At 65.9% G+C, this 18,348-nt stretch carries 17 protein-coding genes; 5 read left to right on the forward strand and 12 right to left on the reverse strand.

The window, feature by feature from the left end; translation table 11 throughout:
• Nucleotides 1-10: 10 nt before the first annotated feature.
• Complete coding sequence (corA, locus tag AC1DXX_RS07830) at nt 11-997, forward strand: magnesium/cobalt transporter CorA (protein WP_093053979.1); 987 nt, start codon at nt 11-13, stop codon at nt 995-997.
• Here the strand turns inward: corA and AC1DXX_RS07835 are convergent.
• From AC1DXX_RS07835 to AC1DXX_RS07880, 10 genes are all read right to left on the reverse strand, one after another.
• On the reverse strand, nt 990-1,757 hold the full coding sequence (locus AC1DXX_RS07835) for a 5'-methylthioadenosine/adenosylhomocysteine nucleosidase (protein WP_478133609.1): 768 nt from the start codon (nt 1,755-1,757) through the stop codon (nt 990-992). The two genes, corA and AC1DXX_RS07835, sit on opposite strands and share 8 nt — an antisense overlap.
• A gap of 3 nt (nt 1,758-1,760) precedes the next feature.
• On the reverse strand, nt 1,761-3,392 hold the full coding sequence (locus AC1DXX_RS07840) for an ABC transporter substrate-binding protein (RefSeq protein WP_478133610.1): 1,632 nt from the start codon (nt 3,390-3,392) through the stop codon (nt 1,761-1,763).
• A gap of 35 nt (nt 3,393-3,427) precedes the next feature.
• Nucleotides 3,428-4,462, reverse strand: coding sequence for a peptide ABC transporter ATP-binding protein (locus AC1DXX_RS07845; protein ID WP_478133611.1), 1,035 nt, complete (start codon nt 4,460-4,462; stop codon nt 3,428-3,430).
• The gene (locus AC1DXX_RS07850) at nt 4,459-5,487 is read right to left on the reverse strand and encodes an ABC transporter ATP-binding protein (RefSeq protein WP_478133612.1); all 1,029 of its coding nucleotides are present in this window, start codon (nt 5,485-5,487) and stop codon (nt 4,459-4,461) included. The genes AC1DXX_RS07845 and AC1DXX_RS07850 overlap by 4 nt, the downstream gene beginning before the upstream one ends.
• Nucleotides 5,488-5,504: 17 nt before the next feature.
• Nucleotides 5,505-6,410, reverse strand: a complete 906-nt coding sequence (locus AC1DXX_RS07855; protein WP_478133613.1) for an ABC transporter permease subunit — start codon at nt 6,408-6,410, stop codon at nt 5,505-5,507.
• Between the two features lie 5 nt (nt 6,411-6,415).
• Nucleotides 6,416-7,420 (reverse strand): ABC transporter permease subunit, encoded by a 1,005-nt coding sequence (locus tag AC1DXX_RS07860; protein WP_478133614.1) that lies wholly within the window; start codon nt 7,418-7,420, stop codon nt 6,416-6,418.
• Nucleotides 7,421-7,470: 50 nt separating this feature from the next.
• Nucleotides 7,471-9,150, reverse strand: coding sequence for a long-chain-fatty-acid--CoA ligase (locus tag AC1DXX_RS07865; protein WP_478133615.1), 1,680 nt, complete (start codon nt 9,148-9,150; stop codon nt 7,471-7,473).
• Nucleotides 9,151-9,250: 100 nt separating this feature from the next.
• Entirely contained in the window at nt 9,251-10,678 is a 1,428-nt protein-coding gene (locus AC1DXX_RS07870; RefSeq protein ID WP_478133616.1) for an NAD(P)(+) transhydrogenase (Re/Si-specific) subunit beta, read from the reverse strand.
• Entirely contained in the window at nt 10,675-11,007 is a 333-nt protein-coding gene (locus AC1DXX_RS07875) for an NAD(P) transhydrogenase subunit alpha part 2 (protein WP_478133617.1), read from the reverse strand. The genes AC1DXX_RS07870 and AC1DXX_RS07875 overlap by 4 nt, the downstream gene beginning before the upstream one ends.
• A gap of 24 nt (nt 11,008-11,031) precedes the next feature.
• On the reverse strand, nt 11,032-12,162 hold the full coding sequence (locus tag AC1DXX_RS07880) for a Re/Si-specific NAD(P)(+) transhydrogenase subunit alpha (protein WP_478133618.1): 1,131 nt from the start codon (nt 12,160-12,162) through the stop codon (nt 11,032-11,034).
• Between the two features lie 442 nt (nt 12,163-12,604).
• Here AC1DXX_RS07880 and AC1DXX_RS07885 point away from each other — a divergent pair, with 442 nt between their 5' ends.
• The 3 genes from AC1DXX_RS07885 (at nt 12,605) to AC1DXX_RS07895 (ending at nt 14,339) form a co-directional block, all read left to right on the forward strand.
• The gene (locus AC1DXX_RS07885; protein ID WP_478133619.1) at nt 12,605-13,318 is read left to right on the forward strand and encodes a response regulator transcription factor; all 714 of its coding nucleotides are present in this window, start codon (nt 12,605-12,607) and stop codon (nt 13,316-13,318) included.
• A gap of 77 nt (nt 13,319-13,395) precedes the next feature.
• Nucleotides 13,396-13,836, forward strand: coding sequence for a DUF4019 domain-containing protein (locus AC1DXX_RS07890; RefSeq protein WP_478133620.1), 441 nt, complete (start codon nt 13,396-13,398; stop codon nt 13,834-13,836).
• Between the two features lie 8 nt (nt 13,837-13,844).
• Nucleotides 13,845-14,339 (forward strand): NUDIX hydrolase, encoded by a 495-nt coding sequence (locus AC1DXX_RS07895; RefSeq protein ID WP_478133621.1) that lies wholly within the window; start codon nt 13,845-13,847, stop codon nt 14,337-14,339.
• On the opposite strand, the gene mnmA is transcribed toward AC1DXX_RS07895, so the two are convergent.
• Nucleotides 14,329-15,429 carry a tRNA 2-thiouridine(34) synthase MnmA gene (mnmA, locus tag AC1DXX_RS07900; protein ID WP_478133622.1) on the reverse strand — a complete coding sequence of 367 codons (1,101 nt, stop codon included), beginning with the start codon at nt 15,427-15,429 and terminating at the stop codon, nt 14,329-14,331. The genes AC1DXX_RS07895 and mnmA overlap by 11 nt on opposite strands.
• A 177-nt stretch (nt 15,430-15,606) precedes the next feature.
• Here mnmA and AC1DXX_RS07905 point away from each other — a divergent pair, with 177 nt between their 5' ends.
• Complete coding sequence (locus AC1DXX_RS07905) at nt 15,607-17,334, forward strand: long-chain-fatty-acid--CoA ligase (protein WP_478133623.1); 1,728 nt, start codon at nt 15,607-15,609, stop codon at nt 17,332-17,334.
• A gap of 6 nt (nt 17,335-17,340) precedes the next feature.
• Here the strand turns inward: AC1DXX_RS07905 and AC1DXX_RS07910 are convergent, their stop codons facing one another.
• On the reverse strand, nt 17,341-18,321 hold the full coding sequence (locus AC1DXX_RS07910; RefSeq protein WP_478133624.1) for an LLM class flavin-dependent oxidoreductase: 981 nt from the start codon (nt 18,319-18,321) through the stop codon (nt 17,341-17,343).
• Between the last annotated feature and the right edge of the window lie 27 nt (nt 18,322-18,348).

The raw sequence follows: 18,348 nt of genomic DNA on the forward strand, positions 1-18,348 counted from the left end.
GAGTGAGCCCATGCTCAACATCTTTACGCTCGCCAACGGCCGCCTCGTCCAGGAAGAGATCGAGGCGCTGGAGGAGCTCTCCAAGTTCCAGCCGATCTGGGTCGACCTCGAGTCGCCCACGCTCGAAGAGAAGCGCTGGATCAAGCAGTACTACGGTCTCTCGATTCCCGAAGACGCGATGGACGAGGACATCGAGGAGTCGGCCCGCTTCTACGAGGAAGACAACGGCGAACTGCACATCCGCTCCGACTTCCTGATCGACGACGACGAAGACCCGCGCACCGTGCGCGTCGCCTTCATCCTGAACCAGCACAACACCGACCTGCGCAGCCGCGGCGTGCTGTTCTCGATCCACGACGAGGACGTGCCCGTGTTCCGCCTGCTGCGCATGCGCGCACGCCGCGCACCGGGGCTGATCGAAGATGCCAAGGAAGTGATGCTCAAGCTCTTCGACGCCGACGCCGAATACTCGGCCGACACGCTGGAGAACATCTACGACGAGCTCGAGGTGGCCGGCAAGAAAGTGCTGTCGGGCAACGTCAGCGACGAGCTGGCCGGCGAGGTGCTCGGTGCCATCGCGCGGCAGGAAGACTTGAACGGCCGCATCCGCCGCAACGTGATGGACACGCGCCGCGCGGTCAGCTTCATGATGCGCAGCAAGATGCTCAACGCCGAGCAGTTCGAAGAGGCGCGGCAGATCCTGCGCGACATCGAGTCGCTGGACAACCACACGGCCTTCCTGTTCGACAAGATCAACTTCCTGATGGATGCGACCGTCGGTTTCATCAACATCAACCAGAACAAGACCATCAAGATCTTCTCGGTGGCCAGCGTGGCGCTGCTGCCGCCCACCTTGATCGCGAGCATCTACGGCATGAACTTCAAGTTCATGCCGGAGCTCGACTGGGCAATGGGCTATCCGTATGCCATCGTGCTGATGGCGGCCAGCGCGCTGGTGCCGATGTGGTACTTTCGCCGGCGCGGCTGGCTCAAGTAGCGGCAGGCCGCCTGGCCAGCCACGCATCGACCAGCGCGAGGCTGTAGCGGCTCGCGACCTCGGCGACGAAGCGTGCGAAGTCGCCATGCGCTGCGTCGTCTGCGCGATCCGAAATCGTCCGCATCGCCGCGAACGGCACGCCGTAGTCGTGGCATGCCTGTGCCACTGCGGCGCCCTCCATTTCCACCGCGAGCGCATCGGGCAGATGGCGGCGCAACGCTTCGCTTTCGGCAGCGGTCGAGACGAAGCGGTCGCCGCTGATCAACAAGCCACGATGCACTTTCGGCGACTGGAGGCCGAACTCGTCGACGGCCCCCTGCCCCACCAACGCCACCGGGTCGCGCAACGTCTCTTCGGCAACGGCCGCCAATGCATCGCCGATCGCCGCATCGGCAGTGAAGCGCGAAAGGCCCGTCAAGGGCACTTCGTATCTCGGAAAGATCGGCGAGGCGTCGAGGTCGTGCTGAAGCAGTTCCGTTGCGACGACCACATCGCCAACCTTCACGCCCGGCGCGAGTCCGCCCGCGACGCCGGTGAAGACGATGGCCCGCACGGCAAACCGCTCGAGCAGCACCGTGGCCGTCACCGCCGCCGCGACCTTGCCGATGCGCGACAGCACCGCGACCACGGGCTGGCCATGCAGATGGCCAATCCAGAAGTCGCGCCCGGCGATCCGCACACGCTGCTCGTCGGGCATCTGCGCGAGGAGCGCACCCAGCTCCTCGTGCATCGCAGCGACGATGGCAATGGGCGCGGCCACGGTTTACTTGATGTCCACGCCGTAGAAGGTGTGGCGGCCGAACGGGCTCAGCTTGAAGTCAACGACTTCCTTGCGCACCGGCTTCAATTGCACCGCATGCGCAATCGTGAACCACGGCGCCTGTTCCTTGAAGATCACCTGCGCCTTCTTGTAGAGCGCGTCGCGGTCGGCCTGCTTGGTCGCGCTCTTGGCCTTCACCACGAGGTCTTCATAAGGCTGGTAGCAGAACTTCGAGATGTTGCTGCCGCTGGCCGATTTGGCCGAGGCGCAGCCCAGCAGCGTGTAGAGGAAGTTGTCCGGGTCGCCGTTGTCGCCGGTCCAGCCCAGCATGCCCATCTGGTGCTCGCCGGCCTGCAGGCGCTTGCGGTACTCGCCCCATTCGAAGCTCTTGATCTCGGCCTTGACATTGATCTTGGCAAGGTCAGCCTGCATCAGCTCGGCGATCCGCTTGGCGTTCGGGTTGTAGGGGCGCTGCACCGGCATGGCCCACAGGTCGGTGCTGAAGCCATCGGGGAAGCCGGCCTGCGCCAGCAGCTTCTTGGCGGCTTCGGGATCGTAGGGATCGTCCTTGACCGCGTCGTTGTAGGACCACAGGGTCGGCGGGATCGGGTTCTTGGCAGCGACACCGGTCGTCAGGTAGACGCCGTCGATGATGGCCTTCTTGTTGATCGCCATGTTGATCGCCTTGCGCACGCGCACGTCGTCGAAGGGCTTCTTCGTCGTGTTGTACGAGAGGTAGCCCACATTGAGGCCGGGCTGCTCCAGCACCTGCACGTTCGGGTCCTTGCGGATCGCGTCGAGGTCGGCCGGGTTCGGGTACGGCATCACATGGCATTCGCCCTTCTGCAGCTTGGCCCAGCGCACCGAGGCATCGGGCGTGATCGCGAACACGAGGTCGTCGATCTTGGCCTTGCCGCCCCAGTACTGCGGGAAGGCCTTGAAGCGGATGACCGCGTCCTTCTGGTACTGCACGAGGTAGAACGGACCGGTGCCGACCGGGTCCTGGTCGACCTTCTCGGGCGTGCCGGCCTTCAGCATGGCAATGGCGTATTCCTTCGACTGGATGCCGGCGAACGGCATGGCCAAGTTGGCAAGGAAAGGCGCTTCGGCCTGATTGATCACGATCTTCACCGTGTAGTCGTCCACGCGGTCGACCGATTTCAGGAGCTTGGGCATGCCCATGTCGGTGAAGTACGAGTGGTTCTGGCTCGTGACCTTGAAGTAAGGATCGCTCTCCTTCCATTGCCGCTCGATCATGAACATCACGTCATCGGCGTTGAAGTCGCGCGTGGGCTTGAAGCTCTTGCTCGTGCTGTGCCATTTCACGCCCTTGCGCAGATGAAAGGTGTAGACGGTGCCATCGGCCGAGACATCCCATTTCTCGGCCAGCCCCGGCACGACCTTGGTGCCGCCGCGCTCGAACTCGACAATGTTGTTGTAGACCTGCGTGGTCACGTCTTGCGAGGTGCCAGTGGTGTTGATGCCCGGATAGAAATTCTCCGGGCTTCCTTCGGAGCAATACACCAACGTCTTGGCTGACACGGCGCCGCAGGCCAGGGTAAGGGCCGCAAGCGCTGTCGGTGCCAGGAGCGCCAGCTTTCGTGAGCGGCGCGAAACGGATGGCTGGGTCTTCATAAGGACTCCTTGAGACACGGTTGAAAAAAACCAACTTAGGAATTCGTCGCCAGGGGAACGGCGAGCGGCGGGACATCGGCGCGCACGGGAGCCGCGCCATCGAGAAACTTCTCGGCGTAGTGGCAAGCCACCAGCCGTTCATCCAGCGCGCGCAGCAGGGGCCGCTCTTCGCGGCAGCGCTGCTGGACATGCGGGCAGCGCGTGCTGAAGACGCAGCCCGAGGGCGGATTCAGCGGCGACGGCAATTCGCCCTTGAGCACGATGCGCTGGCTGCTGAGTCCCGGCGTCGAGGCCAGCAGGGCCTGTGTGTAGGGGTGCAGCGGACGCGCGAAGATGTGCGACTTGGGGCCCTGCTCCACCGCATGGCCGAGGTACATCACGAGCACGTCGTGGGCGATGTGGCGCACCACGCCGAGGTCGTGCGAGATGAAGAGATACGCCAGGCCGAGTTCGGCCTGCAGATCGGCCAGCAGGTTCAGCACCTGCGCCTGGATCGACACGTCGAGCGCCGACACCGGCTCGTCGGCCACCAGCAGGCGCGGCGACAGCATCAGCGCGCGCGCGATCGCGATGCGCTGGCGCTGGCCGCCGGAGAACATGTGCGGATAGCGGTTGGCATACTCGGGCCGCAAGCCGACGCGGGCGAGCATTTCGCGCGCCTTGGCAGCGCGCTCCGCCTTGCCCATCGTGGTGTTGATCGCCAGCGGGTCCTCGAGCACGGTCGATATCTTCTTGCGCGGGTTGAGCGAGCCGTAAGGATTCTGGAACACGAGCTGCACGGCCTGGCGCAGTTCACGCCTGCGCTCGGGCGGCGGATTCACCGCATCGACACCCACGAGCGTGAGCTGCCCGGCCGTCGGCTTCTCGATCAGCGCGACCATGCGCGCCAGCGTGGACTTGCCGCAGCCCGACTCGCCGACCACGGCCAGCGTGCGTCCGCGTTCGAGACGGAACGAGATGTCGCCCACGGCCCGCAATTGCGCCGGTGCGCGGAACAGGCCGCGCCGGACGTCGTAGGTGCGCTGGAGGCTGTTGGCCTCCACCACGATGTCTGCCGGAGCGCCGCTCACGGAAGCACCTCCACCGGCGGATGCTGTTGCGGCCGGTCTTTCTCGATGGCCTCGAGGCGCCCCGGCTCGCCGAGCGGGAAATGGCAGCGAACCTCGGCGCCCTGCCACTCGCGCAGCGCCGGGCGCACATTGCAGGCGCGCGTGGTGACGTAGCTGCAGCGCGGCGCGAACAGGCAGCCCGACGGCCGGTCGTGCACGCCGGGCACCACGCCACTGATGGTGGCGAGCCGCCCTTCGGGCGCGGCACGCTCGGGCAGCGCCGCGAGCAAGGCCTCGGTGTACGGATGCTGCGGCGATGCGAAGAGCCGGTCGACGCGCTGGTGCTCCATCACCTGCCCTGCATACATCACCGCAATGCGCTGCGCCATCTCGCTCACCACGCCCATGTTGTGCGTGATCAGCACCAGCGCCATGCCGCGCTCCTTCTGCAGCTCGCGCAGCAGGTCGAGGATCTGCGCCTGGATGGTGACGTCCAGCGCGGTGGTCGGCTCGTCGGCGATCAAGAGGCGCGGATTGCAGGCGATGGCCATCGCGATCATCACGCGCTGGTTCATGCCGCCGGAGAGCTGGTGCGGGTAGCTGCCCAGGCGCGACGATGCGGCGGGAATGCCGACCTGCTCCAGCAGCTCGGTGGCACGCTTCTTCGCCGTGCGCCTGTCGAGGTGCAGGTGCAGGCGCAGCACCTCCATCAGCTGGAAGCCGATGGTGAAGCAGGGGTTGAGGCTGGTGGTCGGCTCCTGGAAGATCATCGCGACCTCCTTGCCGACCAGCGAGCGGCGCACCTTGTCGGAAATGCCGAGCAGGTCCTTGCCCGCGAAGCGCATGTGGTCCGCGCGCACGCGGCCCGGGAAGCCGACCAGACCCATCAGCGCCATCATGGTGACGCTCTTGCCCGAGCCCGATTCGCCGACGATGCCGAGCACCTCGCCTTCCTCGAGCGTGAGGCTCACGCCATCGACGGCGTGCAGCACGCCGCCTTGCGTGGGGAACTCCACATGCAGATCTTTGATGTCCAGCAAAGGCATTTGCTTTCTCCTTTGCTTCAGCGTTTCAGCTTCGGGTCGAGGGCGTCACGCAGACCGTCGCCCAGCAGATTGAAAGCCAGCACCGCCGCGAGGATCGCGAGGCCCGGGAAGGTCACGACCCACCAGGCGCGCAGCACGAACTCGCGCGCGTCGGCCAGCATCGTTCCCCACTCGGGCGACGGCGGCTGCGCGCCGAGACCGAGAAAGCCGAGCGCGGCCGCATCGAGGATCGCGGTCGAGATGCCGAGCGAGGCCTGGACGATCAGCGGCGCTGCGCAGTTGGGCAGCACCTCGCTGAACATCAGGCGCAGCGTGCCGGCGCCGCTCACGCGCGCCGCGGTCACGTAGTCGCGCGAGACCTCGGCAATGACGGCCGCGCGCGTGATGCGCACATAGTGCGGCAGCACCACGATCGCCACCGCGAGCATCGCATTGACCAGCCCCGGCCCGAGGATCGCGACGATCACGATGGCGAGCAGCAGGCTCGGCAGCGTGAGCACGATGTCCATCAGCCGCATGATCGCGATCTCGAGCACGCCGCGGAAGAAGCCCGCGATCAGCCCGAGCACCACGCCCGCAACGACCGACAGCGCCACCACGGCGACACCGATCGACAGCGAGAGCCGCGCGCCGTACATGAGGCGCGAAAGAATGTCGCGCCCGATGGCATCGGTGCCCAGCAGATAGCTGACCGAGCCGCCCTGCTGCCACGCCGGCGGCTGAAGGAAGACGGCGCTGTTGGTCTGGTTCGGCGCATGCGGTGCGATCCACGGCGCGAGCAACGCGACGAGCAGCAGCAGGGCGATGGTGAAGAGCCCGATGACCGCACCGCGGTTGGCCGAGAAGGCGCTCCAGAATTCGCGCCAGGGGCCGGGCGGCGCGGTGCTCGCGCCGGTCGTGGGGATGGCGGGGGTCGAAGCCATGTTCATCAGCGCCGGATACGGGGGTTGATGACGCCGTAGGCAACGTCGACCAGCAGGTTGACCATCATCACGATGACGCCCAGCAGCAGCATGCCGCCCTGCAGCACCGGGTAGTCGCGCCGGCCGATGGCTTCGATGAGCCACTTGCCGACTCCGGGCCATGAAAAGATCGTCTCGGTCAGGATCGCGCCGGTGAAGAGCACGCCCACTTGCAGCCCGATCACGGTCACGACCGGGATCAGTGCATTGCGCAGCGCATGCAACCCCACCACGCGAAAGCGCGACAGGCCCTTGGCGCGCGCGGTACGGATGTAGTCCTCGCCGAGCACCTCGAGCATGGCCGAGCGCGTCATGCGCGCTATGACCGCCAGCGGCACGGTGCCGAGCACGATGGCCGGAAGAATGAGGTGGTGCAGCGCCGACCAGAAGGCGCCGGTGTCGCCGGCACGCAGCGAGTCGATCAGCAGGAAACCGGTCTCGGGTTCGATGAAGTACTGCACTGCGATGCGTCCGGACACGGGCGTCCACCCGAGCTGCACCGAGAAGAACAGGATCAGCAGCAGCCCCCACCAGAAGATCGGCATCGAGTAGCCGGTCAGCGAGGTGGCCATCACGCCGTGGTCGAAGATCGAATTGCGCCGCACCGCGGCGAGGATGCCGGCGGGCAACCCCAGCAGCAGCGCAAAAAGGATCGCGCAGACCGCCAGCTCGACAGTGGCCGGAAAGAGCGCGAGAAACTCGCTCATCACCGTGTCCTGCGTGATGATCGACTTGCCGAGGTCGCCGTGCAGCACGCGGCCGATGTAGATGCCGTACTGCACGATCATCGGCTTGTCGAAGCCGTAGGCGGTGCGCAGCTCGGCATGGCGCGCGGGATCGATCCCGCGCTCGCCGGCCATGGTTTCAATGGGGTCTCCCGGCACCAGCCGGATGAGAAAGAAGGCAAGCAGCGTCATGCCGATGAAGGTCGGCACCAGCAGGCTTGCACGAGTCAGAATGAATCGAAACATCGACCGCGAATATGCAAGATCGATGCCGTGGCCCTACCCGGGCCGAACCCTTACTTCTTGGCGTCTCGCAATTCGCGGCGCAGGATTTTCCCAACCGGCGTCTTCGGCAAGTCTGTACGAAACTCAATAATTCGCGGTTGCTTGTAACCCGTAAGGTTTGCTCTGCAGTATTCGCGCACCTGCGCCTCGGTCAGCGACTCGTCTTTCTTGACGATCACGAGCTTGACCGCTTCGCCGGTCTTGTCGTCGACCACGCCCACGGCTGCGCATTCAAGCACGCCCGGAATCTGTGCGACCACATCCTCGATCTCGTTCGGGTAGACGTTGAAGCCCGATACCAGGATCATGTCCTTCTTGCGGTCGACCACCTTGAAGTAGCCGCGTTCGTCGACCACGCCGATGTCGCCGCTCTTGAAGTAGCCGTCGGCCGTCATGACCTTGGCCGTTTCGTCGGGACGCTGCCAGTAGCCGGCCATCACCTGCGGGCCCTTGATCGCGATTTCGCCGGGCTGCCCCATCGGCACTTCGTGGCCATCGTCGTCGAGCAGCTTGAGCCAGGTGCTCGGCAGCGGCAAGCCGATGGTGCCGGTGTAGGCCTTGCTGCTGGTGGGGTTGCAGGTGGTCGAGGGCGAAGTTTCGGAGAGGCCGTAGCCCTCGCAGATCGGGCAGCCGGTCTTCTCGAGCCAGAGCTTGGCGACCGCGGCCTGCACGGCCATGCCGCCGCCCACCGAGACCTTCAGGTTCTTCCAGTTGACGGTGTTGAAGTCGGGGTGGTTCGCCAGGCCGTTGAACAGCGTGTTGACGGCCGGGAAGCTGTGGATGGTGTGCTTCGACAGCTCCTTGAGCACGCCCGCGAGGTCGCGCGGATTCGGAATCAGGATCAGCTTGCCGCCCGTGCGCATGCTCAGCATCATGCCGACCGTGAACGCGAAGATGTGATACAGCGGCAGCGCGCACACGCTGGTGGGCTGCTCGCTGGCCGGCACCTGCGCCATCACGGGCTCGTTCCAGGCTTCGGACTGCAGCACGTTGGCGATCACGTTGCGATGCAGCAGCACGGCGCCCTTCGAGACGCCGGTGGTGCCGCCGGTGTACTGCAGCACGGCCACATCGTCCGGCCCGATGGCCACGGGCTGCAGCGTGCGGCCGGCGCCCTTTTCGAGCGCATCGTTGAAACGCACCGCGCCCGGCAGGCTGAAGTGCGGCACCATCTTCTTGACGTTGCGCACCACGTAGTTGACGAGTGCGCCCTTGAGGAAGCCGAGGCGGTCGCCCATCGACGTCAGCACGATGTGCTTCACCGGCGTGGCCGCGATGCATTGCTGCAGCGTGGTGCCGAAGTTCTCCATGATCACGATGGCCTTGGCGCCCGAGTCCTTGAGCTGATGCTCGAGCTCGCGCGGCGTGTAGAGCGGGTTCACGTTGACCAGGATCAGGCCTGCGCGAAGGATGCCCGCCACCGCGATGGGGTACTGCGGGCAGTTGGGCATCATCGCGGCCACGCGGTCGCCCTTGACGAGGCCCAGGCCCTGCAGGTACGCCGCGAAGGCCTTGCTCTGCTTGTCGGTCTCGGCGTAGCTGACGTCCTTGCCCATGAAGCTGTAGGCGGTGCGATCGGCGTACTTGGTGAAGCTCTCTTCCATGAGCCCGACCAGCGAGGGGTAGTGCGAAGCGTCGATGTCGGCAGGCACGCCTTGCGGATAGCTGCTGAGCCAGGGGCGGTCGGTCATGGATTTGTCTCCTCCGGGTCTGATAACTGAAAACGAAAACGGCGCACGAGATGGCGCCGCGATGATCTGGCCCGCATCGCTGCGGGCATGGACCGTCGGCCTATTCGATGGCCTTGCCCATATCTTCCACTACTTTCTTGGCATCCCCAAAGACCATCATGGTCTTGTCCATGTAGAAGAGTTCGTTGTCGAGGCCGGCGTAGCCCGCCGCCATGGAGCGCTTGTTCACGATCACCGTCTTGGCCTTGTAGGCCTCCAGGATCGGCATGCCGTAGATGGGTGTGCCCTTCTGCAGTGCCGCCGGGTTCACCACGTCGTTGGCCCCCAGGATGATTGCCACGTCCGCCTGCGCGAACTCGCCGTTGATGTCCTCCATCTCGAACACCTGGTCGTACGGCACCTCGGCCTCCGCCAGCAGCACGTTCATGTGGCCCGGCATGCGTCCGGCCACCGGGTGGATCGCGTACTTCACCGTCACCCCCTTGTGGATGAGCTTCTCGGCCAGCTCGTTCACCGCATGCTGGGCACGCGCCACCGCCAGGCCGTAGCCCGGCACGATGATCACGGTCTCGGCGTTGGACAGCATGTAGGCCGCGTCGTCGGCGCTGCCGCTCTTGACCGGACGCTGCTCCTTCGCACCGCTGGCCGCGCTGACCGCCTCGCCGCCGAAGCCGCCCAGGATCACGTTGAAGAACGAGCGGTTCATGGCCTTGCACATGATGTAGCTCAGGATCGCACCCGAAGAGCCCACCAGCGAACCGGCCACGATCAGCATCGCGTTGTTCAGGCTGAAGCCGATGCCCGCGGCCGCCCAGCCCGAGTAGCTGTTGAGCATCGACACCACCACCGGCATGTCGGCGCCGCCGATCGGGATGATGATGAGCACGCCCATCACGAAGGCCAGCGCCAGCATCGCGAAGAAGGCCGGCCAGCTTTCGGTGAAGACGAACACCAGGCCCAGCCCGATCATGGCCAGGCCGAGCACGAGGTTCAGCATGTGCTGGCCCGCGAACTGCACCGGCGCGCCCTGGAACAGCCGGAACTTGTAGGTACCCGAAAGCTTGCCGAAGGCGATGACCGAGCCGCTGAAGGTGATGGCACCGATGGCCGCACCCAGGAACAGTTCGAGCCGGTTGCCGGTCGGAATGGGCGCGCCCTTGGCGATGCCTTCCAGCATGGCCGCGGGTTCGACCACGGCCGCGACCGCGATGAACACCGCCGCCAGGCCGATCATGCTGTGGAAGAAGGCCACCAGCTCGGGCATCTTGGTCATCTCGACCGTCTTGGCGCGGTAGGCGCCGTAGCCGCCGCCGACCACCAGCCCCAGCAGCACCCAGGCCAGGCCCATGAGGTGGCCGCCGGCGATGTTGTAGATCAGCGCACCGGTGGTGACCACCGCGATGGCCATGCCGGCCATGCCGAAAGCGTTGCCGCGGATCGAGGTGGTGGGATGGCTCAGGCCCTTCAAGGCCTGGATGAAGCAGACGCTGGCGATCAGGTAGAGCAGCGTGACGAGGTTCATGCTCATTGGGCGGCCCCCGCTTCAGCCTTCGGTGCTGCCGCTTTCTTTTCCTTCTTCTTGAACATCTCGAGCATGCGCCGCGTGACGAGGAAGCCGCCGAAGATGTTCACTGCGGCGAGCGCCACCGCGAGCACGCCCATGGTCTTGCCCAGCGTGGTCTCGGTGAGCGCGGCCGCGAGCATCGCGCCCACGATCACGATGGCCGAGATCGCGTTGGTCACGGCCATCAGCGGCGTGTGCAGCGCGGGCGTGACGGTCCAGACCACGTGGTAGCCCACGTAGATGGCCAGCACGAAGATGATGAGGTTGATGACGGTGTGGGAAACGGGATCCATGATTTCTTCTCCTCGCGTGACCGCTTATTTCTTCGTGACCTGGCCGTCTTGCGTGACGCGGCAGGCGGCGACGATGTCGTCTTCGAGGTCGATCTTGAGCGCACCTTCCTTCGTGACGATGAGCTTGAGAAAGTCGAGCACGTTGCGCGCATAGAGCGCCGAGGCATCGGCCGCCACGAGCGCCGCGAGGTTGGTTTCGCCGACGATGGTCACTCCGTGCCTCACCACCGTCCGGTCGGCTTCCGACAACGGGCAGTTGCCGCCCACGCCCTCAGGACCCTTGCCGGCGGCGATGTCGACGATCACCGAACCGGGCTTCATGGCCTTGACCATGTCCTCGGTGATGAGCGTCGGCGCGGCGCGCCCGGGAATGAGCGCGGTGCTGATCACGATGTCGGCGAGCGCCACGCGCTTGGCGACTTCGACCTGCTGGCGCGCGAGCCAGCTCGCAGGCATCGGCTTGGCATAGCCGCCGACGCCGACAGCGGCTTCCTTTTCTTCGTCGGTGTCGTAGGACACCTCGATGAACTTGCCGCCGAGCGATTCGATCTGTTCCTTGACGCTCGGACGAACGTCGGAGGCTTCGATGACGGCGCCCAGGCGCTTGGCGGTGGCGATGGCCTGCAGGCCCGCCACGCCGACGCCGAGGATGACGACGCGCGCGGCCTTCACGGTGCCGGCGGCGGTCATGAGCATCGGGAAGAAGCGCTGGTACTTGTCGGCCGCGATCATCACGGCCTTGTAGCCGGCGATGTTGGCCTGCGATGAGAGGACGTCCATGCTCTGGGCGCGGGTGGTGCGCGGCGCGGCTTCGAGGGCGAAGCCGGTGAGGCCGGCACTGGCCAGGCGTTGCAGGCCCGCAGCATCGAAGGGATTGAGCATGCCGATGACGACGGTGCCGGACTTCATCAGTGCGGCTTCGGCGTCGCTGGGCGTGCGCACCTTGAGCACCATGTCGGCGGAGAACGCACCGGTCTGGTCGGTGATTTCCGCGCCGGCGGTCTGGTAAGCCGCATCGGTGACGCTGGCAGCAACGCCGGCCCCCGACTGCACGCGAACGGTATGTCCTGAAGCGACCAGTTTTTTCACCGTTTCGGGTGTCACGGCCACTCGGGTTTCGCCAGCCGCGGTCTCGGCAGGCACGCCTATCAGCATAGAGATCTCCTCAGGGGGAAGGGGCAGCACGGAATGCGGGCAGAGCTTACAGCAAGATTACAAATGGCCGTGTCGCAGGAATACCTCAGCACATTTGCCTGCCAGCGCCCATGCATGCTATTGGTGCAGCTATTCAATTCATAGCAGACCTGGGTATTTGCTACCCGGGATCGCCCCGCTGTGCCGGGCGGCCCCCTTCACGGACAGGCATGTTCCAAGTACACCGTGGTGCGCCCGAAGACCACCATGACGCGGATGCAAAGGCCATTGGAATCCAAACATCTGCATTCAACTGTGTCCAACATCATTTATTACTTCCTCAAAAATCGCAAATAGCGTGCATTAGTTGCAATCTCCATTTCTTACATCAGACGCAGATAGATACACTTCCGTTCAATCGTCCGCTCACCGAGGCTGGCGAAGGGAGGAAGAAGGGGATGCAATGCGTATCGCGGTACTCGACAACGGACCGGATCAGCTCAAACTGGTCAATCACACCATGCTGGGACTCGGTCACGAGTGCCACCTGTACACCGAAGGAAAAGCACTGCTGCAGTCACTGCGGCGGCAGACCTTCGACCTGCTGATCCTCGACTGGAGCCTTCCCGACATCCAGGGGCTGGACGTGGTGAAGGCCATCCGGCGCGAGCTCAAGAGCCGCCTCCCCATTCTTTTCGTGACCGACAGGTGCGACGAAGCCGACATGGTCGAAGGCCTCAACAGCGGCGCCGACGACTTCATGACCAGGCCCATCCGTGCGGGCGAGCTCGAGGCCCGCGTCAATGCGCTGCTGCGCCGCTCGTACCCTGCGAAGCACGAGGTCGAGCTGGTTTTCGGCCCCTACCATTTCTATCCGCCCTCGCGCCTGCTGAAGGTCCGGGGCAAGCCGGTCGAGCTGAAGAACCGCGAGTACGAGCTTGCGCTGTTCCTGTTCCAGAACCTCGGGCGGCTGCTTTCGCGCGAACACCTGCACGAGGCGGTGTGGGGGCTGGGCGTCGAGGCACTCTCGCGCTCGCTCGACACCCACGTGTCGCGCCTGCGGACCAAGCTCGACCTGCGCCCCGCGAATGGGTTCCTGCTGCTGGCCATCTACGGGCTGGGCTACCGGCTCGAAACGATCGAGGCGAATTCGCTGCCCCCCGCCGCCTCCCGATAGTCGCGCCGACCCGGCCGCCCGGGAATCTCTGCCAAGCTACAGTCTCCAACGGCAACTCAACCACAAGGAACGGGACGATGAACCGCATGATCAGGCCGCTGCTCGCTGCCGCACTGCTGTGGAGCAGTTGGACCGGCCTTGCCGCCGCGCAGGACATCGTCGAGGCCAGCGACATGGTGCGGGGCGGCATGCAGGCGATCCAGATGATCGATCAGGGCAAGGCCGGCGAACTCTGGGACGGCGCCACGCCGGCCACCCGCAAGCGCGTGACCCGCGTCGACTTCACGGGCCAGGTCGCCAAGAGCCGCGCGACGCTCGGCCTGCCCCAGCAGCGCACCTGGGTGGCGGTCAATCGCCAGGTCGTTGCCGACCCCGACGCCGACATGGCCGGCCAGTACGTCAGCGTCGAATACGAAACCCGCTTCGCCAACAAGCCCGAGGGCACCCTGCGCGAACTCGTGAGCTTTCATCTCGACCGCGATCGCACCTGGCGTTTCAGCGGCTACGTGCTGCGCTGACCCGTCCCATGGCCGCGCGCTGGAAGCCCAACGTCACCGTGGCCGCGGTGATCGAACAAGACGGCCGGTTCCTGCTGGTCGAAGAGCATGCCGCCGACGGCCTCAGGCTCAACACGCCTGCAGGCCACCTCGACCCCGGCGAATCGCCGGCCGAGGGCTGCGTGCGCGAGACGCTCGAGGAAACCGCCCATCACTTCACCCCGACCGCACTGATCGGCGTCTACATGGCACGCGCTCGCCCACAGGCCGAGCAGGGAGAAGACGTGACCTACATGCGCTTCGCCTTCGCCGGCGTGCTCGGCGCACGCGAAGAAGGCCGCGCGCTCGACGAAGGCATCGTGCGCACCCTGTGGATGACGCCCGACGAAATCCGAGCCAGCGTGGCGCGGCATCGCAGCCCGCTGCTGCTGCAGTGCGTGGAAGACTACCTGGCCGGCCAGCGCCATCCGCTAGCACTGATACACATCGACGAATCGGTGCGGCCTTCCCCGGTCAGACGATGACGCCGCCTCCGAGGCAGCGCTCGCCGTCGTAGAGCACGGCCGACTGCCCGGGCGTGACCGCCCATTGCGGCTCGCCGAAGCGCAGGCTGAAGGCTCCGTTGGCGCCATCGGCCATCTCGCAGCCCGCGTCGGCCTGCCGGTAGCGCGCCTTCGAGCCATAGCCGCCCGGCACGGGCGCCTCGCCTGCGACCCAGCTCGCGTCGTCGGCCTTCAACGACGAAGACAACAACCAGGGATGGTCGTGCCCCTGCACCACCCAGAGCGTGTTCTTCTCGACGTCCTTGCGCGCCACGAACCAGGGCGAGTGGTCGCCCGATCCGCGCTGCGCGCCTTTTTCCTTGACGCCACCGATGCCCAGCCCCTGCCGCTGGCCCAGCGTGTAGAAGCTCAGGCCCTGGTGCTCGCCGAGCTTGCGGCCGCGATCGTCCCTGATCGGACCCGGCTCCTTCGAGATATAGCGGTTCAGGAACTCGCGGAACGGCCGCTCGCCGATGAAGCAGATGCCGGTCGAGTCCTTCTTCTTCGCGTTGGGCAGGCCGATCTCGGCCGCGATGCGGCGCACCTCGGTCTTGTGCAGCTCGCCGACCGGGAACAGCGTCTTCAACAGCTGCGCCTGGTTCAGACGGTGCAGGAAGTAGCTCTGGTCCTTGGAGGGGTCGAGCCCCTTCAGCAGCTCGTGCTTGCCCGTGGCTTCGTTGCGGCGCACCCGCGCGTAGTGCCCGGTGGCGATCTTCTCGGCGCCCAGCCGCATCGCATGGTCGAGAAAGGCCTTGAACTTGATCTCGGCGTTGCACAGCACGTCGGGGTTCGGCGTGCGGCCCGCCTTGTACTCGCGCAGGAACTCGGCGAACACGCGGTCCTTGTAGTCGGCCGCGAAGTTGACGTGCTCGATCTCGATGCCCAGCACGTCCGCCACGCTGGCGGCGTCCACGAAGTCGATGTTCGACGAGCAGTATTCGCTGTCGTCGTCGTCTTCCCAGTTCTTCATGAAGATGCCGACCACCTCGTGCCCCTGCTGCTTGAGCAGGTGCGCCGTGACCGCGGAGTCCACCCCGCCGCTCAGTCCCACCACGATCCGTTGCTTTGCCATAAGCCCGCCATTGTCCCAGCCCCGGGGTAGGGGCTTCCGGCGTGTGGGAAATCGGTGAAATCCCCTGTCTCCGGCTTGTCAGGCCACACCCCCCATGCCGCGGACCCGGCGCTACAGTGCCCCAAAAGGCGGCATCGATCCGCCCATGAGATCCCCCATCAGACCGGAGACAACCCCATGGTCAACCCCTCCTCGCCAGTCGAAGCGCCTGGCAACACCCCCTGGACACGCGCGTACCCGCCCGGCATGCGCTGGGACGCCGAGCTGCCCGTCAAGCCGGTCCAGCAGATGCTCGACGAAGCCGTCGCGCGCTGGCCCGAGTGCTCCGCCGTCGAGTTCATGGACCAGGTCATCACCTACCGCGAACTCGGTGCCGCGGTGGACCGCGCCGCCAAGGGGCTGCAGGACCTGGGGGTGAAGCCGGGCGTGCACGTCGGCCTCTACCTGCCGAACACGCCCCACTACCCGATCGCCTTCTTCGCCGTGCTCAAGGCCGGCGGCACGGTGGTGAACTACTCGCCGCTCGATGCAGAGCGCGTGCTGGCGCACAAGATCGAAGACAGCCGCACCGACATCCTGATCACGCTCGATCTGGTCAATCTCTACCCGCAGATGGCACGGCTGCTGGACAACTCGCGCCTGCAGAAGCTGGTGGTCGGCAGCCTGAGCGACTACGGCGCGGCGCGCGACAAGGTGCATGCCCAGCTGCAGGCCGCCGGCCAGATCGCGCCCGTGCCGGCAGACGACCGCCATGTGTCCTTCACCGCGCTGCTGCAGAGCGAGGGCCGCCACCGGACCTATCCGCTCGGCGACCTCGCCGAAGAGATCGTGGTGCTGCAGTACACCGGCGGCACCACCGGCCTGCCCAAGGGCGCGATGCTCACCCACGCCAACCTCACCTCGGCCTCCGCGCAGTACTGCGAGTCGACCAAGGGCGATCCGCCGATCCTGGGCGAAGGCACCGAGCGCTTCCTGGTCGTGCTGCCGCTCTTCCACATCTTCGCGCTCAGCGCCGCCATGCTGCTCGGCGTGCGCCTGGGCGCGGCGCTGGTGCTGCACACGCGCTTCGACGTCGATGCCGTGATGAACGAGCTGGCCGCCAGCAGGATCACCGTGTTCCCCGGTGTGCCGACGATGTACACCGCGATCCTGGCCCATCCGAAGGCGAACGAGATGGACCTGCGCTCGCTCAAGTTCTGCGGCTCGGGCGGTGCACCGCTGCCGGTGGAAGTGGAGCAGCGTTTCTTCGCGCTCACGGGCTGCCACCTCAACGAAGGCTGGGGCATGACCGAGACCTCGCCGGTCGGCACCTTCACGCCCGCGCGCGGCGTGCGCAAGGCCGGCTCGTGCGGCATGCCGCTGCCCCGCGTGCAGATCAAGCTCGTGAGCCTGGACGATCCGGCGAAGGACGTCACCGCGTTCGGCGAACCGGGCGAGCTGTGCGTCAAGGGACCGAACGTGATGAAGGGCTACTGGAACAACCCGAAGGCCACGGCCGAGTCGATGACTCCGGATGGCTACTTCCGCAGCGGCGACGTGGCGAAGATGGATGCGGACGGGTACTTCTACATCGTCGATCGCACGAAGGACATGCTGCTGTGCGGCGGGTACAACGTCTATCCGCGCGTGCTGGAGGAGTCCATCTACGAGCACCCCGCCGTGGCGGAGGTCTGCGTGATCGGGGTGCCGGACGACTACCGGGGGCAATCGCCCAAGGCCTTCGTCAAGCTGAAGGACGGGGCGGCCGAACTCACGCTCGATGCGCTCAAGCTGTTCCTCAAGGATCGCCTCGGCAAGCACGAGATGATCGGCGCCCTGGAGATTCGCGCGGAGCTTCCCAAGACGGCCGTGGGCAAGCTGTCGAAGAAGGACCTCGTCGACGAGGAAGTCCGCAAGCGGGCCTAATGCTGTCTACTTGAACGCCCCGGCCAGCAACTCGTAGGAGCGCAGCCGGGCGACATGGTCGAACACCTGCGAGGTGATCATCAGCTCGTCGGCGCCGGTGCGCGCGACGAAGGCCTCGACGCCCTTCTTCACCGTCTCGACCGAGCCGACTGCAGAGCAGGAAAGCACCGAGTCGAGCAGCGCGTTCTCCGCCGGCCCGACCTTCTGGCGATAGTTCTCCACCGGCGGCGGCAGGCGCCCCGGCCGGCCGCTGCGCAAATTCACGAAGGCCTGCTGCCAGGATGTGGCGCGGAACTCGGCCTCCTCGTCGGTGTCGGCCGCGAACACGTTGAAGCCCAGCATCACGTACGGCTTCTGCAACTGCGCCGAAGGCTTGAAGGTCTCGCGATAGATCTGGATCGCCTGCATGATCTGCTGCGGCGCGAAGTGCGAGGCAAAGGCGTAGGGCAGGCCCAGATGGGCGGCCAGCTGCGCACCGAAGGTGCTGGACCCGAGGATCCACACCGGCACTTCAAGCCCCGCCCCGGGCACGGCCCGCACCGGCTGCTGCGGCGACTTCGACATGAAGTCCATCAGCTCGACCACGTCCTGCGGAAACTGGTCCGCATCCGATTCGAGGTTCCGCCGCAGGGCCCGCGCCGTGCGCTGATCGGAACCCGGCGCACGCCCGAGGCCCAGGTCGATGCGCCCCGGATACAGCGACTCCAGCGTCCCGAACTGCTCGGCGATCACCAGCGGCGAATGGTTCGGCAGCATCACGCCGCCGGCCCCGATGCGGATGGTCGAGGTGCCCGCCCCGATGGACGCCAGCAGCACCGCCGTGGCCGCGCTCGCAATGCCCGGCATGCCGTGGTGCTCGGCCAGCCAGTAGCGCGTGTAGCCGAGCTTCTCGCCGTGCTGCGCCAGCGAGAGCGAGTTGCGGAACGACTGTGCGGCGTCGCTGCCCTCGGTGATCGGGGAAAGGTCGAGGATCGATAACGGAATCATGGCGCCATCATGGCGCGAACGGCCCGA

Source organism: Variovorax sp. P4_B10, assembly GCF_056402375.1.

Bases quoted from the DNA above. Each gene is read 5' to 3' on its own strand.
- AC1DXX_RS07880 (WP_478133618.1), bottom strand. From the start codon at position 12,162: ATGCTGATAGGCGTGCCTGCCGAGACCGCGGCTGGCGAAACCCGAGTG.
- AC1DXX_RS07875 (WP_478133617.1), bottom strand. From the start codon at position 11,007: ATGGATCCCGTTTCCCACACCGTCATCAACCTCATCATCTTCGTGCTG.
- AC1DXX_RS07885 (WP_478133619.1), top strand. From the start codon at position 12,605: ATGCGTATCGCGGTACTCGACAACGGACCGGATCAGCTCAAACTGGTC.
- AC1DXX_RS07910 (WP_478133624.1), bottom strand. From the start codon at position 18,321: ATGATTCCGTTATCGATCCTCGACCTTTCCCCGATCACCGAGGGCAGC.
- AC1DXX_RS07895 (WP_478133621.1), top strand. From the start codon at position 13,845: ATGGCCGCGCGCTGGAAGCCCAACGTCACCGTGGCCGCGGTGATCGAA.
- AC1DXX_RS07840 (WP_478133610.1), bottom strand. From the start codon at position 3,392: ATGAAGACCCAGCCATCCGTTTCGCGCCGCTCACGAAAGCTGGCGCTC.
- AC1DXX_RS07855 (WP_478133613.1), bottom strand. From the start codon at position 6,410: ATGGCTTCGACCCCCGCCATCCCCACGACCGGCGCGAGCACCGCGCCG.
- AC1DXX_RS07865 (WP_478133615.1), bottom strand. From the start codon at position 9,150: ATGACCGACCGCCCCTGGCTCAGCAGCTATCCGCAAGGCGTGCCTGCC.
- corA (WP_093053979.1), top strand. From the start codon at position 11: ATGCTCAACATCTTTACGCTCGCCAACGGCCGCCTCGTCCAGGAAGAG.
- AC1DXX_RS07860 (WP_478133614.1), bottom strand. From the start codon at position 7,420: ATGTTTCGATTCATTCTGACTCGTGCAAGCCTGCTGGTGCCGACCTTC.
- AC1DXX_RS07870 (WP_478133616.1), bottom strand. From the start codon at position 10,678: ATGAGCATGAACCTCGTCACGCTGCTCTACCTGATCGCCAGCGTCTGC.
- AC1DXX_RS07905 (WP_478133623.1), top strand. From the start codon at position 15,607: ATGGTCAACCCCTCCTCGCCAGTCGAAGCGCCTGGCAACACCCCCTGG.
- AC1DXX_RS07890 (WP_478133620.1), top strand. From the start codon at position 13,396: ATGAACCGCATGATCAGGCCGCTGCTCGCTGCCGCACTGCTGTGGAGC.
- mnmA (WP_478133622.1), bottom strand. From the start codon at position 15,429: ATGGCAAAGCAACGGATCGTGGTGGGACTGAGCGGCGGGGTGGACTCC.
- AC1DXX_RS07850 (WP_478133612.1), bottom strand. From the start codon at position 5,487: ATGCCTTTGCTGGACATCAAAGATCTGCATGTGGAGTTCCCCACGCAA.